Origin of the sequence: Blautia sp. Marseille-P3201T, from assembly GCF_900120295.1 — a bacterium.
Taxonomy (GTDB): Bacteria; Bacillota; Clostridia; order Lachnospirales; family Lachnospiraceae; genus Blautia.
Map to the genome: position 1 here is coordinate 32,013 of NZ_LT635463.1, position 16,794 is coordinate 48,806.

Annotated in this window: 12 protein-coding genes; all 12 read right to left on the reverse strand. The window is 37.8% G+C overall.

Annotated features, from left to right (window positions below; all coding sequences use genetic code 11):
* Positions 1-15 precede the first annotated feature (15 nt).
* A complete protein-coding gene (locus tag BQ7352_RS00240) occupies positions 16-3,126 on the reverse strand; it encodes a SpaA isopeptide-forming pilin-related protein (protein ID WP_083429805.1) in 3,111 nt (1,036 codons plus the stop codon).
* Complete coding sequence (locus BQ7352_RS14480) at positions 3,116-3,286, reverse strand: hypothetical protein (RefSeq protein ID WP_159430622.1); 171 nt, start codon at positions 3,284-3,286, stop codon at positions 3,116-3,118. Before BQ7352_RS14480 ends, BQ7352_RS00240 begins: the two co-directional genes overlap by 11 nt.
* Before the next feature lie 27 nt (positions 3,287-3,313).
* Positions 3,314-3,745, reverse strand: coding sequence for a single-stranded DNA-binding protein (locus BQ7352_RS00245; protein ID WP_072445895.1), 432 nt, complete (start codon positions 3,743-3,745; stop codon positions 3,314-3,316).
* 174 nt (positions 3,746-3,919) lie between these two features.
* Complete coding sequence (locus tag BQ7352_RS00250) at positions 3,920-5,011, reverse strand: CHAP domain-containing protein (protein ID WP_072445897.1); 1,092 nt, start codon at positions 5,009-5,011, stop codon at positions 3,920-3,922.
* Between the two features lie 2 nt (positions 5,012-5,013).
* On the reverse strand, positions 5,014-6,918 hold the full coding sequence (locus tag BQ7352_RS00255) for a VirB4 family type IV secretion system protein (RefSeq protein ID WP_083429806.1): 1,905 nt from the start codon (positions 6,916-6,918) through the stop codon (positions 5,014-5,016).
* An 18-nt stretch (positions 6,919-6,936) separates the two neighbouring features.
* Positions 6,937-7,479, reverse strand: a complete 543-nt coding sequence (locus tag BQ7352_RS00260; protein ID WP_072445901.1) for a hypothetical protein — start codon at positions 7,477-7,479, stop codon at positions 6,937-6,939.
* On the reverse strand, positions 7,466-7,816 hold the full coding sequence (locus BQ7352_RS00265; RefSeq protein ID WP_072445903.1) for a DUF5592 family protein: 351 nt from the start codon (positions 7,814-7,816) through the stop codon (positions 7,466-7,468). Before BQ7352_RS00265 ends, BQ7352_RS00260 begins: the two co-directional genes overlap by 14 nt.
* A gap of 11 nt (positions 7,817-7,827) precedes the next feature.
* Positions 7,828-10,458, reverse strand: coding sequence for a pLS20_p028 family conjugation system transmembrane protein (locus tag BQ7352_RS00270; protein ID WP_072445905.1), 2,631 nt, complete (start codon positions 10,456-10,458; stop codon positions 7,828-7,830).
* Positions 10,448-12,823 carry a type IV secretory system conjugative DNA transfer family protein gene (locus tag BQ7352_RS00275; protein WP_072445908.1) on the reverse strand — a complete coding sequence of 792 codons (2,376 nt, stop codon included), beginning with the start codon at positions 12,821-12,823 and terminating at the stop codon, positions 10,448-10,450. The genes BQ7352_RS00270 and BQ7352_RS00275 overlap by 11 nt, the downstream gene beginning before the upstream one ends.
* Before the next feature lie 57 nt (positions 12,824-12,880).
* Positions 12,881-13,177 (reverse strand): hypothetical protein, encoded by a 297-nt coding sequence (locus tag BQ7352_RS00280; RefSeq protein WP_072445910.1) that lies wholly within the window; start codon positions 13,175-13,177, stop codon positions 12,881-12,883.
* Complete coding sequence (locus BQ7352_RS00285) at positions 13,174-14,199, reverse strand: hypothetical protein (protein ID WP_072445912.1); 1,026 nt, start codon at positions 14,197-14,199, stop codon at positions 13,174-13,176. The genes BQ7352_RS00280 and BQ7352_RS00285 overlap by 4 nt, the downstream gene beginning before the upstream one ends.
* A gap of 1,066 nt (positions 14,200-15,265) precedes the next feature.
* Positions 15,266-16,699 carry a hypothetical protein gene (locus BQ7352_RS00290; protein WP_072445914.1) on the reverse strand — a complete coding sequence of 478 codons (1,434 nt, stop codon included), beginning with the start codon at positions 16,697-16,699 and terminating at the stop codon, positions 15,266-15,268.
* Between the last annotated feature and the right edge of the window lie 95 nt (positions 16,700-16,794).

Consider the following 16,794-nt stretch of genomic DNA (forward strand, 5'->3'; position numbering starts at 1 on the left):
TTTTTCCCCTTTCTTTTATCGTGTTGTTTTTTCTTTCTTTTTTAGGGCGGTAATCATTAACATACTTCCGATTGCCAAAATCCAAAGCATATTCTGTGAGCCTGTATTTGGCAGCTTTCCACTTACCGTATTCACAACCGTAAGGTTGACCTCCCTATCCTTTTTTGTACCGCCAATGGTAATCGCACCATTGGAATTAGCATCATAAGCTTTATCATTTACATAAACGATAAAACTGTTTTTTATTGGGTCACTTTCCACTTTAATTTTATAAATCACCGGACTGCCATCTGGATTGATTGGAAGCTTGTACCCCGCCGGCGCTTTTGTTTCTTTTAGGTAACATTCCCTGCCGGTCTCTACATCTTTAAATGCCAGATTTCCGTCTTTATCAGACACCTGTCTGTCAACCTCTACGCTGCAATCCTTATCCTCATATAAGGTAAATTCAGCACCTTCTAATACCTTATCTTTATTATTTACTTTATGAATGTTCAGCTTAAACGGAGCTAACTTATTTTTTACCGTTAAAGTACCGTCTCCATTTTTTTCTTCCGCAAAGGCAATTCCCATATCCTCTGTAATCTGTGTAATGGCACGTACCTGATTATCTGCGGTAACTTCAAATTCAAATACGCTGGTATTCGGCAAATATCCCTCTGCCGGAGACATTTCTACCACCTGATGTTTTCCTACGGCAAGCCCTTGTAACTGAATTTCCCCTTTGTCATCTGTGGCATAATCCTTTGTTGTACCATCCGGCATCGTGTGACGGAATACCGTGCCGGGAATACGAACATTGTTTCCATCCTGTATCTTAATAATTTTTACGCTTACGCTGTCTTCCTCAATTTCCGGAGTGACATAGGACTGAGCACTTTCTGATGTTCCCGGTGGTGTAATCTTTCTAATAAAAGTCTCACCATTCATGTGATATCCTGCCGGTGCTTTTGTTTCTGTTATCACAAGTGTACCGACTGGTAATGCTGGTGTACCCTTATTCCCTATATAAAAACTATCTCCACTAACTTTATATTCTTCTGTAAATCCAATATAACCTTCTGCATCTGTTGCAAATACCCATGTCTTATCCGCCGTCTTTCCTAGTGTTTCCGGGTCTGTATCTTCTGGATATTCCCCTTTGTAAAATTTAAAGGTAAACTCTGCACCCTTTAAGCTTCCCTGTCCTGCCGGTACCGGATTTCCCGTATCTTTATCTACTTTTTTAATTAAAATGGATATCGGGTCTAGCAATGGGACTTCTTTTGAGGTAATCTGGTATTCCAAATTTCCGGAGTCTGCTGTCAAGTCTACGGCATAAACTGTTTTATCCAGTGCATATCCCAGTGATGCTTTGGTTTCTTTTACATAATATGTTCCAAGCTTTAATCCGTCTTTTTCTGCATATCCGTTCTCGTCTGTTATCAGCTTGTCTATATAGTCTGTGCAATCCTGATTACTGTAAATGGAATACTCTGCCCCTTTTAAAGAATAAGCATTGTTCCCATCCGTACACTCTGGATTTGCAGACTGCTTTTGCAGCGTAATTTTTCCAAAAGCCAGAGGTTCTTGTGAATATAAATCCACGCCTATTTCATCGTAAGAGCCAGCCTCTCTTAAATCAGCCTCATATACCGTTGTATCTAGTCCAAATCCCTCCGGTGCTTCTATTTCCTGTATGTAGTAATACCATAAAGGCAAGTTATCTACCTTACCATAGCCACTTTCATCTGTCGTGATTACAAAATCAGGTTTTCCATTTCCAACGGAGCCTTCCCAGTTCCAGACTCCGTATTTTGCTCCTGCTAAAGACTTATCCGTAGGTACTTTTGCCGATTTATGAATTCTAATCTCCGCTGTCTTAATCGGTTCTGGATGTTCAAACGTATAATTGGTTGTATTTAAAGTAACCGGATACCATGTGCTGTCAAGCTTGTAGCCTTTAGGCGGTACTGTCTCCTGTATTTGATAATTACCGGACTCCGGTAGATAACACCAACCATAACCATACTTATCCGTTGTTATGGCATCATAATAATATTCGCCTGTTTTCTCATTCCATACCGTATATTTCGCACCTTCCAGTGAATAAGCTGGATTACCATCAATCGCCCATTTTGCATAAGCTTCAGCATCATACCATACACCATTTACATATCCACCGTTAGAGGATGGTTTTTTCTGAATTGCAAGCCAAGGTGAATGATACTCATAGTCCCATGTACTTAAAGGCTGTCTGCTATCCGGATTGGCTTTGTTGTACCAATAATGACAGTCCCTAGGTGTCATATTCTGGTAATTATCGTGCGCCCATTTCCAGCCATTGTTCATTAAGTCAGAAACATGATTTGAGATATAGCAGCTACTATCTCCCGGACAATGAACACCATTTCCAAATTCTATGTACGCATCCTGCGGATACCAGCCTTCTACGGTGTTTAAAACAGCCCAGATAGCACATTGTCTTAATGCGTAAAGATTGTTGTCCGATAAATGCTGGTGATAAATCGCTTGGTCGTCAATATACTTTAGCATAGCGCATACTAATTGAATGGTTTGTTCATTGTAGCGTTCTGACATCGGTTGACACACGAACGTTCCACCGGCAAATTTAATATCCGGATCTGCACAATATGCTTTCTCGTGATAATAGGTATTGTTTGGATCATCCGGATTTTTAAACCCTAAAACGCCTTCTTTCCAGCTATGCAGAATGGTATTGCCTGAAGGACGATACAACACAATATCAACTTGAATACCAGAGTTAGAAGCAGAAACCAATTTGCCGGCATAGCGTTCGTCCCACTTGTTCCATCTGGGATCAGCCGCATAAGTAGAGCTGCCTTGTGTGTTTGCAAACCCTACACCAATTTCCTGTGCTTCCCTGTAAATCTTTTCAGCATCATATAAAGGTTTTCTGTCATCTATCTCTTTCGATACTTCTTCTAACTCTATAAGTTCTTCTTTCTCATTTTCAGTTTGTACCGCTTCTCCTTTTTCCTGAAAAGGCTCTATCAAATTTTGAGGTTCTGCCTGTACATTATTTTGGAAAAAAATACTAGCAAATGTCAGTACAGCTAATGCAAATGCAATGAATTTCTTCCCTGTTTTCTTTCTACCTTTCATACAGTTCCCCCCTTTCTTCTTTTTCTTTCATTTCTACTAACTGTTTCATATATTTTTCCTGTTCTGCCAAATCATCTTCTCTACTACTAATCCGCACTAAGGAATATATGAATACGAGAATGAAAATAATTAGTACCACTGCTACTGCTATAACCGTCATTTTATTTCCCCTTCCTTTACCGTAATCTTAACTAAAAGGCAATTCCTCATCTATTCCTTCCGGAATGTTCATAAATCCGTTTGCATCTTCCGGCATCATTGGCGCATTACTCTGTGCCTTCTCACCATTTTCTGTATGCGATTTACTTTCAGCAAAATTCTGTTCTTCTATTACAACATCGGTTGTATAAATTTTAATGCCGTCTCTGTTTGTATAACTTCCTGTTTGTATTCTGCCGCTTACTATAATACGCATGCCCTGACGGAAATACCTATCTGCAAATTCTGCCTGTTTGGCAAAAGCTACACAGCTTATAAAATCTGCGGTTGCTTCGCCCTCTTTTTTAAAACGGCGCTCCACAGCCAGCGTATATCTGGCAATGGCTATTGAATTTTCACCAGCAGAATATCTTACTTCAGGATCTCTTGTTAAACGTCCCATCAAAATTACTTTATTCATCTGCTTCTCCTTTTTGCCTTATGTCTTCCAGTGTGCTTAAGATTGCTATAACAGCGTAAAACAAGAACCTTTCTCAACCGCAGCAATCAGGAAAACATTGTAAAATGGTTTTCTGTTTGTAAGGTTTTCACAGGGGCTTGGGGAGGTAGTCCCCATACTTCCTAAAAAAGAAAATCAGCCCCAAAAATTTCCTCTGTTTACTGCCATCGTAATATTACTTCGCCATTCCGGATGGCAGGATGTTGTTCCGGGATTTGGATGTCTTGGATACCATGTATTTTTATCAACGACAAATTCAATGATGCACGTACCGTTTAAATGTCCCCATTTGTTACATCCGGGATCATTTTGGTTTTTTATATCCCCAATAATGCACTTTAAAACTTGTCCGTTTTCTTTGTAAAAATCCACATAATCTCCAATCCCTCCAAACGTTGTAGTGCAGGCAATTACATATCTGTCTCCAATCCTTCCAAAACCTTCTGCGTCAAAATTCATCCCAGCTTCCTGCCTTAATTTATATTGCAAAGATGTAGGAGAGGTAATCATCTGCCATCCCATGTAAGTATGCACAGAACCTAAACCGGATGGGACAACTATTCTTTCTCCCTCTCCCATAGGACCAGCACCAGTGTTTCCGGCAGGATATTCCGGAGAACAAAATCCGGTAATTCTTGGATTGGATTTCGCATAATTTCTCTGATTAACCTCACTTCCAAGATGAAAAGGTGTTGTGGAAGACTGCCCGGTATTTCCTTCAATCGTGGTGACAATATCTGTTTCTGCGTCATATCCAACCACTAACCCGGTATGTGTACTTGTCCCATAAATAATGATGTCTCCGGGTTTTGGGTTATATGCTTCTTCCTTATAATGAAATCTCCCTATATTTTTATAGTGGGAATAAAATCCATATACCGAAGCGGTTTTCGGGATAATTCCCTGTTCTATGTATCCACACTGGTCTGCACACCAAGAGACAAACATTGCACACCAGTCAGCATTCATGCCGTACCAGTTTTTATACTTATAGCCACCTCTGTTTTCTTCCTTGTTCGCATATTCTTGCTGCGCCACCGCAACAATATCCATGCCTCCTGTTCCAGCAGCACCTGAACCTCCCGTTTGACTTTGCATATATGAGATTTTCTGCATTTCATCTTGTGTCACAACGACTGTAATTATTGTAAATAACAGAATAAAACCTGAACAAGAAACCAAAACGATTGACAAGATAAGTTTTTTCAAAAACCGTTTCGGCTGCATCTTTATACACCTCCACGGAACAGTTTCAATTCTTCCTCACTTGCAAATATTTTCACATGATACGTGTTCATGCCTGAAATGGAGAAAAAACATTCTCCACGTTCCAAAATAGAAATTTTTTCTTTTTGTATTTCCGTCAGGTTTCTTCCGTATACAGCGTCAATGGTTTCTTTTACACTCTCGTCTTGTTGGAAGGTAAACTTATATTGTGCCAGCTCAAAGACAGAAGACATTGCCTGTATCTTATTCCTATCCTGTACGGAAGACGGATAATAGCTTCGGATGGACTGTGCTGCCAGTATAATCCCAATAAAATATTTTCTACCTTCCTGAAGGAAGCGTGTCAGCATATCCAAGCACTGTAAATATTGTGTGCTGATAATACGTGGCGCTTCGTCAATAATAATTAAGAAACGTATAATATCTTCAAACTCAATTTTTCCTGTCTCATAGAGCTGCTTCATAGCATATCCATTTATTGTGCTATCGTTATAGCATAGGTTTAACATGTTAAAAACAATAGCTTGAAAAACATTTGCAGCAAATTCTTTCAAATCGCTAATGTCAAAGGTTACTACCTGTTCATCCAAAATAGAAACTGATGTATAACCATTGAATACATTTCCATACGTTCCCATATAAGATGATATTGTGTCCTTTACTTTCTGAAGCAATAGAATGTTATATACGGCAATTTCTTTTTCCACATCATTGTAAGTATTATTCGTCTGCCTATTGATTTCTTCTTCTAATAACGCAATGAAATCTGAAAAAATAGGGTATTGTCTTGCCGGAAGACCAGTAATCTTAATTTCTTTGTTCTGAATACTGGGACTTAATCCAAAAGCCCGATACAATTCATCTAGCATTTCCTGATACTTATTCAATTCTTCGGTACTTACATCTGGCTTCAAAAACTTATAAAAAGTAATCAGCTTTGTAATATGGATAGAATAATTATTTTTCTCATTTTCGCTGGTTTTTAATATTTCCAATGGATTAACAATTCCCTCACTCCCATCCAGCTTTAATACTTTTCCTCCAAATTCGTATGTAAGTTCCCGAAATTCACCAGAAATATCAAATGCCCTGACAAAATTTCCTCGCATAGCATTATCTTTAAACAGCTTTTTCAAAAGTGTGGATTTTCCAGAACCCATGAGACCAGCAACAGAGGCATTGTAATTCTTCCTCTGTTCGTCTGCATGAAAAATATCAAAAAGGAAATTTCCGCCACTTAATGTAAAGCCCAATACAGAACCATGAGGATCTTCTAAATCTGAGAAATGAAAAGGATTTCCACCTGCAAGTGTTTTCGAAGAAACCGGTTGTCCTTCCATTGCATATAAGGCTTCCTGTTGCTCACCATAAGGTAAAAACATTGCCTGCCAATCCCTCTCTGTTTCATTCAACATAATTGCTGCCTTGAAACCAGAGGTATTTAACTCGGATAAAATCTCTTTTACATTTTTTTCTAAATCGTGCAGTGTAAGTCCGGAGACATAAATCCGTACATGAAGCAATTTAATGATTTCTTTCATTCGATTGATTTCTTCAAAAATCTGCTTCATTTCTAAATATTTTTGTTTTGCATCGTATTTATCCGCCGGATGCTCCGACATCTGATACCTTAAATCCTGTTCCTCCATAGAACGGTTTAAATTTCTCTTTACTTCCTGTGTATCTTCTGTTTTAACATCAACTACTGCAATGGTACTAGGTATATTCATTAACGTAGATAACCAGTTGCTATGTACCCTATCCGGATATTCATAGACATGTATGCAACTTTGATATCCTGTGCCAGTAAGAATATGTGCTTCGTCCCGAAAAGATATCCCTCCTACGGGCTGTATTTTTTCCAGAAGATATTCATCTATTTCTTCCTGCTGTTTTTTTCTTCGCATTTCTGTTATCTCCTTTGTTTAGACATCAAAAAGCTGAATATTCTGATTTGACATTTTGGATAACACCTGACATTTCTTATGAAAACTCATTTCTTCTAATGATTTCTCTTTTCCGTTTCCCATAATTTTGAGGTTACGCATAATAAACTCCTTATGTTCCTCCTTACTTTCTGAAAAAAAGAAAAGATAATATTCCCTTTTTGTCCTGTTTTTTTCCAGCCAAATCAATTCGTCCAGAGATTTCTGAAGCCATTTTTTCTTGTGCATATCCTTACATTTTTCTATCTGCCGACGAAAATACGCTTGCTGTTGTTTCGTATTGCATGGAAAATTTAAAGAAACCCATTTGACTTCTGCTCCATTCATCTTGTTAAATTTCCATAGTTTTAGAAACTCTATCTCTTTTTCTATTTCTGACATATTTTCTAAATCCTTGGAAACCACCTGCATAATGTCTACGATTTTGCCTCTTTTATCTAAAAAATAGCCTTCCTGTGCAACTTTTCGAAGCGGCATTACGGTACTTACCCTTTCCGAAGCTTTTTCTTTAATACTTATCAATTTCTTCCCTTTCTATTGTAAGCTTTAATGTTTTCAATCGTTTTATTGCACTGACATTCCTCACCGGTCTATAAATCGACTTATCCCTAAAAAAGAAAATCAAAATGCTTTGATACATTTTCCGTTTTCGATTAAAGTAACTGGGCATCGTAAGAAAGATGCCCGTACCGATTGCAAAAATTGCATACGGAAGCATCAGCTGGGTATGTACAAAAACTCTCAAAGAATAAAACAATATCCAATAAAAACATAAGAAATAAAACGTTGATACTAGAAGTTTCCCTGCCACTTTTGTCTCTGATTTAATTTCAGAAGCAATATTATATTCGTCTTCCATTTTTCCTCCTACTACTCGTCCATCAGTGTATCTTTTAATTCTTCATCGATTTTTTTTGCCTTTCTTAGCTGTCGCTGCATTTCTGCAATCGATGCTCCTGCTCCTGTATTTGCCGGATTTAAGTTATTTACGTTATTGCTTGATAAATCATTAGAATTACTTCCATACATACTATAACTTCCATCTAGGCTGCTTCCTTGTTCTATTGTGCGAGTACCTTCCAGTGTTTCTGTTCCTGCACTACTCGTATTAGAAGATATACCTCCAGACGTCTCCTGCATTGTTTTTCCCAATCCATCCGATGTCCTGTTTGGATTTTCTCCAGTAACTGTCTGGTTTCCTTGCACCTCTTTCACAGTATTATCCAAGCCTGATGTTGCTTCATTTAAGCTGCTCTTTGCTTCGGATACTCCCTGACTTCCCGACATCTCTTTCATATTATTTTCCAAGCCTGAAGACGCTTCATTTAAACTGCTCTTTTTTTCGGATACTCTCTGATTTCCCGGCATCTCTTTCATACTATTTTCCAAGCCAGAGTTTGTTTCATTCAAGCTGCTCTTTTCTCCGGATACTCCCTGATTTCCTTGCATTTCTTTCATGGTGTTATCCAAGCCTGATGTTGTTTCATTCAAGCTGCTCTTTTCTCCGGATATTCCCTGATTTCCTTGCATTTCTTTCATGGTGTTATCCAAGCCTGATGTTGCTTCATTTAGGCTACTCTTTTCTCCGGATACTCCCTGATTTCCTTGCATTTCTTTCATGGTGTTATCCAAGCCTGATGTTGCTTCATTTAGGCTACTCTTTTCTCCTGATACTCCCTGATTTCCTTGCATTTCTTTCATAATGTTATCCAAATCAGAGGTTGCCATATTTAATCTATCCTTTTCTCCCAGCTCCTGTGTACCCTGAGACATTTTTTGCATTGCGCCATCTAATTGCTCTGGTTTTTCATCTAAATTATCGGTACTCTCCTTATTTAGATTTTCCTGCATCTTCTTTGCAATGGAGTCATCTTGTAACTCTGACGGTGCTTCATTCATGCTCTCAATCATGCTGTCATATTTCCCCTGTGCTGATGTAGCATTACTCATTTTTTTCATTTCTGCTTCTAATCCATGTTCTTTCTGTAAGCCTTCCAAATTGTTTCCCGATTGATTTTCACCGGTATTTCTTACGGATGAACTACCACTGCCACCTCCACCAGATGGATTATTTGGAGAATTTGGAAGCCCCGGCATATCCTTTCCATTATCCGGTAAGCCTGTTCCATTAGATGAAAAAGAGGAAGGTGTACCCGGCATTGGTTTTACTGCCTTATCCGCCGCCCAACCAAATCCATTTGCCAAAGTTTTTCCCGCTGATGCAAGATGTCCCGGAATACTTGCTGCTCCATGTATTGCCTGTTTTGCTGCATACATCATCCCTAGACCACCAGACACTCCAACATTTTGTCCTGTTACTTTCTCAATAATGGACGGACCGGAAATAATCGCAAATGCTAAAAGTACAAGGATAATTGCATTTACCATACCGTGATCCACAAACAAATCATTCAACCATGCCTGAAATAATGTATAAATACGAACAGATAATGCCGTTAAAAATAAAGCAATATACCCATCTTTCATAGTGTTCAAAATCATCCATGTCTTCTTGGAACCGGTAAGATCGGCAGAATATAAAATACTAAGTATTTGTCCTATTACGAGATTTGTAATAATCTTTACAACGACAAAAGACATTGCAATATAAACTGCTACAAATGCAAACAATGTTAAAATACAAATGGGATAGTTTACATGGTAGCGATAGTAAAATTCATTTCCAGTATCATCATCACCCTCTGAATTCCATCCCCATCCATTTTTTACATCGCCGAGTGTAAAAGTTGCATCTGCAGTTACTTTCAGCCTTTTTTTCAACAGCTCTTTTCCTTCTTCCGATAGTTGTTCATCCTTATAGTTCAATGTTTCTCTCACTCGAATACTATTAAACATTTCATCTGTGAGCTCCGGATAATGATAATTTTCAATATTATCTTTGCTAAAGCTCATGAGACCATTTTCTTCTTTTTGATCTACATACAAAAGGTCTGTGATATTTGCATTTACCACATCATTTGCCACTGTATGATTTTCTCCGATTGCCCATGTCACTAGTCCGGTATCTGTTTCTGTATCATAAAGAGCTTTATTTAACTGCGATATAATATAGAAAGAACAGGTAACGATTGCAACAGTAAGTAAAATACTTCTTAAGAAATTCGGAAATTTGCTGTTAAACAGCATCAGCATTAACCCTACCGCAGTAATACTTAAAAGCAAAATAGCGTGATACATTGGCTGCATACTGGATATTAAATTCTGGATATTATCACTGGTGGAGAAGGTAAGCAATTTAAAGCAATATAGATAAAGTTCTTCCGCCATTACACAGATTGTCCGCAAAAACGAAACAAGCCACCATCCCAAGCTTCGTAAAATATCTCCAAACCAATCGTTCTGTTGAAAATATTCTGTATTATGGCTTAATACATCGATTATTTCACTTTCAGATGGAGTTGCCAAAACAGCCTGTGAAAAAAGAAAAATCGTGAAGCAAATTGCTACAATTCCACATATCCGTTTTTTCTTACTTCTCATTGATACGACCTTCTAATATTGATAACATGGTCTTTTTTGACTCTTTTTTCATAAATTCCAACCCTTCTATCTTTTGATAAAGTTCTTCTAAAGGAAGCTTATGCGACCAATTTAAAATTTCTTTATAATCCTCCCCAATTCCATCCATAGCATAACTTTCTAACAGCGCATAATGCCTTTGTGATAAGGAAGCCAGCGTTTTTACTTTCGGCAGCTCTTTTTTTCTTTTTTTAGGAGCCGGTACATTTTCTTCTAAGCGCTTCATTACCTTATTAAAATCCATAATATATTCTTCTATATTGGAAATTTCTTTTGTTTCTGGCGCAATTTCTGACAACCGGATTGTACGGGGATCTTCTAAAATCCCTTGCAAGTAATCATAACTGAATTTCAGCTTCGTACCATCTTCCGCACGGTTATAAATTGGACGTGGTCTTATATCATTTCCATCCAAATCTGTACGTTTCATTGCCCTTCTTACAACACTATGTCCCTTTTTCAGTTCTCTTAAATCACTTGCAGACATCAGCGGTTTTTTTTCTGTTCTTTCCGTAAATGTTTTATTTAAGCTCAATTTACTGCCACTTCTCTGTATGTCTATGTAAGTTATCTCACCTAACATCTTACTGAAATATTCCGCTGTTTCTGTGTCATTTCCCATTAAGTAAATTTGATTTCCACAGTTTGCTATAATTGTTGCCGCATCTTTATCTCCATAAATCTTCTGAATACGTTTTATGGACTGTATATAAAGGTCAAAGGTAATATTCCTTCCCAGACCAACGGTCAGCATATTTGTCATACCTTCAATGAGTGGCATATTACCAAATTCGTTCAGAATATACTTTACCGGTCTTTTACAGGTCATGTGCTCATCACACATTCGTGAAAGCATAATATAAGATTGCCTGATTAAAATAGATGCAAGTGTATGTAACGAACTGTCATAATCCGGAAAAACAATAAAAAGAGCAATCGGCTGTTCCCCAAATCCAAGTTCTTCCATATCCAGCTCATTTTCTAATGATATTTTTATAATTGCATCATTGGAAAAGTTGGTTAATTTAATTGCCATAGAAGAATAAATATCACCACTGGCACGGTCTGAAGCTAAATCTATGGATAAATATTTCAATTTTGCTCTATCGGTAGCTGGTCGCATATTAAAATATCGGTCTAATTCACTTATTCCGTTTGCATCACGCTTCCTTGATAACTCTGAAAACATCACGATAATGCTGTATATATTTACACATTTTTCATATTTCTCAATTTTCTCAAATGTCACGTCATCCGGAATATAATGAACCGTATCATCCAGTACATAGTCTTCCCCTTGATATTTTTTTAAATTCTCCCTTGCCTGTTCCTGTTCTTTTTCCGGTAAATCTAAAAACTTTTCTTGTTTTTCTTGGAACTTTAGTTTCCGAATATGGTTATACTTTTCATCTTCTTCTAAGCAATCTGTAATATGAGCAATAATCAAGGCTGAAAATAAAGCTGCCGCATTCTCAGTAAAAAAGTCATTCTCTGCTTTTGTCCTTTCTCCTGCACAAAAAATCGAATAGGAATAAGAGTATGCCATTAGTTCTGCTGTTGCATAATCCCCTTGCTTATACAGCTTTAACATATTTGCTAAATAGTTAATACTAATACTATATTTCGGATTTGACAGGTTATAAAGCAGGGTTTTGTATCCTCTTTTTTCCAATCTTTTCTTAGCAGCCCTGTATTCTTCACCTTTTAAAGCTGTAATCACCATAGATGGTTTTATTTTTGCTCGTGAGTAATTATTCATATTCGGTTCTACATAGATTTTATCTTTACCAGCTCTTGTAATACCGATTGTGATTGTATTTGTATTTCCATCATCAATAAAATGCTTCCCTTCATGAGTGGAAATCAAAAACCCCGGAAGACCATCATATTCCCCTTCCCGTTCATCAATCTGCCGATATTGCTTTTTCAATTCTTCGACTGTTGTAAAACGGGATGAGCCTTTTTGATTAACATTAAAATTTTCCTCTGAAAAAGAGACTTTTATTTTATAAGCCCATGTTATATCGCATATAAGAAGAAAAAGCAGAAAAATCAGATATAGCCACCAAAAAATTATTATTCCCTTCGGCAATGGGAAAATTTTTAAAATTCCCCATATATTTTCTTCTGTAAATAGTTCTACAAGCGTATTTATCAGGAAGTTGAAGCACACAGCAAGGAAAATATCTATTACGAAAAGCAGTTTTCTCACGTTTTCTTTTTCTGCTAAAATGCGGTTAAGCTGCATTACCCTTTTTTCTTTTTCCGTTTTCTTCAGGACAGAAGCAATCTGATCTCTTAATTTTTTAAAATCACTTTTTTGCATATACTTCTTTCTTTTATTTTCAAGGTGCTATTTGTAGCACCCTGAAAGGTTTTCACTTTAAAAGCTCATTTTTGACTCAATATATGCTGCATACTGTGCTGCACCAGCTACCAGCAAACCTCCAATAATAAGGAAAACAAGAAAGCCTCCGGCTTTCTCCTTAAATCGTTTTGGAAGTGGAAGCATAAATAATAATCCAGATACCAGCACAACAATCGTAGCAATAACTGTAATCTGGTTGCTTATTGGAGCTATCAAATCTGATATGATATTAAAAAATTTGCTTATTGGATCAGAGCCTCCTGTTCCACCAGCAGTTAAAACAGATAATCCTTTTACATATAAACTATTCATTTTTTCTCCTGTTTCTTCTTTTTCTTGGCAATGACATAAAGAATTGCAATAACTATGGCAACAAAAATTAAAATTCCTGCTCCTGCCATAATGTATTTCACGATTTTATTGTCATCTTTTTCGTATTTTGCGGTTGCAGCTCTTTCGTAGATAAAGGATGTCTGGCTTTCAACTGTCTGTTCTGCCCGATAAGCGGCAACATAGCGGACTTCATTTTTATCCAGTCTCTTTTCATAGTTTGCCCTATAATAATTAACATACTGTTCAATGTCAGCCCTTGCATTCCGACAGGTCTCACCATTTTCATCCGTGTATACATCAGAAGTCCAATAAGTCCGGATTACCCTACTGGTATTCCTATCCGCTCCGACTGATGCTAAAAGCTCCTGTTCATAACCCTGAAGCGGTTGTTCCTGATTGCCTTCTATCTGTATACCATTCCATTCAAAATAGTCTGCATCCATGTTATAAAACTTAATATCAATGTAATTGGGTTTCCATCCACCTCCCTGTTGTACTAAATTTTTCAATTCAGCCGTCACCTGTATGGTCTCACCGGTGGCGGGATCTGTTGTAGAAATGGCTTTTGTCTTGGGAACATCGGATTGCTGTATAGGGTATTGGTAGTCAACAAAACCCGTAACTAATTGTCCTTCGCCGGGAGTAGAGATGGGTTCTTGCACAACATGTGACAAGGAATAAAGAATGTCATTATCTTGCAATTCATCCGGCGGAGCATATTCTTCCTGAGCTCCTACTACTTTTTCTACTTCTTTTGTTAAATACTGGACTTCTTCTTGAGGAGTTTTTTTCAAAGTGCGTACACTAACACCGGACAGAGTGTATTTCTGTCCGTCTCTTATAATCTCCTTATCGAAATCCGGAATATTTTCCTGTTCATTTTCTGCTTTGAAATTGATTGTTTTACTAAAACTATCTTTTGAAGCAGCCAGAACAGGGGTGCTCGCATAAAGCAGAGCGGCAGCAACTAAGAAAAAAGAAACAAACTTCTTGTTTTTCACGCTGCTTTCCTCCTTGAATTTTTTACAAAATGTATACTTTTTGTACACCATAAAAAAAGGAGGGGAGTTGAACCTTTTACTGGAAATTTTTCAAGAATTGTTTATGTTTTTAATAACCGACCTACGTTAAAATCAGAAAATAATAAAGAAAAATTGACATGAAAAAAAGGTATACTTTTTGTCGCATACCTCTGTATCTAAATAATAGCATTGAAACCCGAAAATGACAATGAATTTTGTAAAAAAATATCAAATGTCATTTTAAAATCTCTAATTTCCCCCGATTATTTTTTCTCTCGGTAACAAAAAAAGCCCTGAAAACACGGCTTCAGGACTTTTTTATAAAATTTTTTTCTATTCCATTGCATTTTTTCTTTCTCTAGCGTATAATATGTTTAAAGGAACAACCGCCCACAAGGGGTTGACCGATTTTGGAAATAGCATAGAAATGCCACCCTTAAAACCGCTCAAAGTTTTCAGAGGGTGGTTTTTCTATGCCTTAAATCACTACCGACAGAATGAAAAAATGAAGGTCAGTAGTGATAGAATGAACATTCCGAATTGCATTAAATCTTTGAAATCAAAATGTTTCATCAGCACCACCCCCATTCTATGTATTATAAAATGAAGGTCAGCCACCCTGTAACACGATTATTCCTAATTTATATTTTACCATTTTTTTCTTTCGCTTACAATTATTTTTTACTCAAAAAAGCCCTAAAAGTACGGTTTCAGGATTTCCTCATAACTTTTTTTATATTTGATTGCATTTTTTCTTTCTCTGACTTATAATATGTTTAAAGGAACAACCGCCCACAAGGGGTTGACCGGATTTATAAGAGATAGAAATACCACCCTAAACCTGCCAAAGTTTCAAGGGTAGTTTTTCTATGTAATAATAGGATTACTTACAAAACGTAAAAATGAAGGTCAGTAGTGATAGAATGAACATTCCGAAAGCCATCAAATCTTTAAAATCAAAAATGTTTTAATTCATTATTGACAAAATGCAAAATGAACATCAGAAAAGTGCCTGAAGTATCACCTTCAGGCACTTTTTTGACATCTATTCTTCTACTGCTTCTTCAGCTTCTTTTGACTCTCCACAATGGCTGCACACATACCCAATCAGTTTATGCTCCGTCCATGCTTCCTTGTCTACTACCCACTTATCTTCATACACAGCTTCTTGGTCTACAATCCAGCGGTCTTCATATTCTGCCGGATGCCAGATGCTTTGATACACTGCATCTGCTATCTTTACATGTTCATAGTGCCCTTCTTCCGGATGTTCGATGATGTCATATCCTTTTTCTACAAGCACCTCTGCTTCGTGCCAGCCTCCGCAAGCAAGGTTTCCTTGTAACATTTGTTCTTTGTTATGAGCCATAATTCCTTCATAATCATCACCAAAGTCCTTTTTACAACCGTTGCAGAGGTAGTGAATTTCATATTTATCCTTTGCCGGATTGTGTACCTTTTCCGTCCATGCTTCCTTGTCTACCACCCAGCGGTCTTCATATTCCGCTTCTTTTATCAGCTTATATTCGGTCCACTGGTCTTTCACCAATACCTTTTCATAATGTCCTTCTTCCGGTGAAATCAGAACGTTTTCATAGTGTCCTTCTTCCGGATGCTCGATGTCCTCATATTTTTCTTCCCATTCATGGTTGCATTTTTCCGGTATCCATGCGCCGGAGGCGTCTACATAGTAATGATCAATCCATGTATCAGATGCCATTCTTCCGTCAGCGTACATGTAATAACAGGTGTCTCCAATCCAGTGCCAGCCCTCACCTAACATCCAGCCTGCGCCATCGAAATAATACCATGCCCCATCTATGTATTTCCATGTGTTTGTCGGATAGCTGCCGTCTGCATACCGATACCACCACTGGTTTCCTGATGCAACCCATTTATCAGTTACCCATTCTCCGGAAGCATTTACATAATCTCCGCCTATCCATGTGCTCTCCGCCATAGCTCCGCCGGAGTACATATAATAGCATTTTCCGTCAATCCAGTGCCAACCTTTATCCAGCATCCAGCCGTCTTCGCCGAAATAATACCATGCACCGTTGATAGCAGCCCATTCATTTTCCGGATAGCTGCCATCCGGGAAGGTATACCACCAGCGATCTGCATAGCTTCTCCATTGTGCCGGCTCTGCATCAGGAACCCATGCTCCGGAGGCATCCACATAGCTTCCGTCTACCCATGTGTTCTCTGCCATGTCACCGCCAGAATACATGTAATAGCATTTTCCATCAATCCAATGCCAGCCTTCCCCTAACATATAGCCGTAAGAGTCAAAATAGAACCATTTCCCATAAATGCTTTTCCATGTGCTTGTCGGATAAGAACTATCGTCTTCCTGCCACCACCAGCCGGTGCTGTTTTGCTGCCAACTGGCAGCGCTTACACTTACCGGTGCTGCCGCTGTTAATAATGCGGCTAATCCCAAGGCTGCGCTTTGTTTCAACACTTTTTGTAATTTCATCCATATACCTTCTTTCTTTCAATTTCGTATCGGTTATTTTATTTATATTATACCGCAAAAAGGAAACATTGTAAATACCTTTGTTTCTTTTAATT

Excerpts from the sequence above, each read along its gene's own strand:
- BQ7352_RS00240 (WP_083429805.1), bottom strand. The coding sequence starts at position 3,126 with ATGAAAGGTAGAAAGAAAACAGGGAAGAAATTCATTGCATTTGCATTA.
- BQ7352_RS14480 (WP_159430622.1), bottom strand. The coding sequence starts at position 3,286 with ATGACGGTTATAGCAGTAGCAGTGGTACTAATTATTTTCATTCTCGTA.
- BQ7352_RS00245 (WP_072445895.1), bottom strand. The coding sequence starts at position 3,745 with ATGAATAAAGTAATTTTGATGGGACGTTTAACAAGAGATCCTGAAGTA.
- BQ7352_RS00250 (WP_072445897.1), bottom strand. The coding sequence starts at position 5,011 with ATGCAGCCGAAACGGTTTTTGAAAAAACTTATCTTGTCAATCGTTTTG.
- BQ7352_RS00255 (WP_083429806.1), bottom strand. The coding sequence starts at position 6,918 with ATGCGAAGAAAAAAACAGCAGGAAGAAATAGATGAATATCTTCTGGAA.
- BQ7352_RS00265 (WP_072445903.1), bottom strand. The coding sequence starts at position 7,816 with ATGGAAGACGAATATAATATTGCTTCTGAAATTAAATCAGAGACAAAA.
- BQ7352_RS00270 (WP_072445905.1), bottom strand. The coding sequence starts at position 10,458 with ATGAGAAGTAAGAAAAAACGGATATGTGGAATTGTAGCAATTTGCTTC.
- BQ7352_RS00275 (WP_072445908.1), bottom strand. The coding sequence starts at position 12,823 with ATGCAAAAAAGTGATTTTAAAAAATTAAGAGATCAGATTGCTTCTGTC.
- BQ7352_RS00280 (WP_072445910.1), bottom strand. The coding sequence starts at position 13,177 with ATGAATAGTTTATATGTAAAAGGATTATCTGTTTTAACTGCTGGTGGA.
- BQ7352_RS00290 (WP_072445914.1), bottom strand. The coding sequence starts at position 16,699 with ATGAAATTACAAAAAGTGTTGAAACAAAGCGCAGCCTTGGGATTAGCC.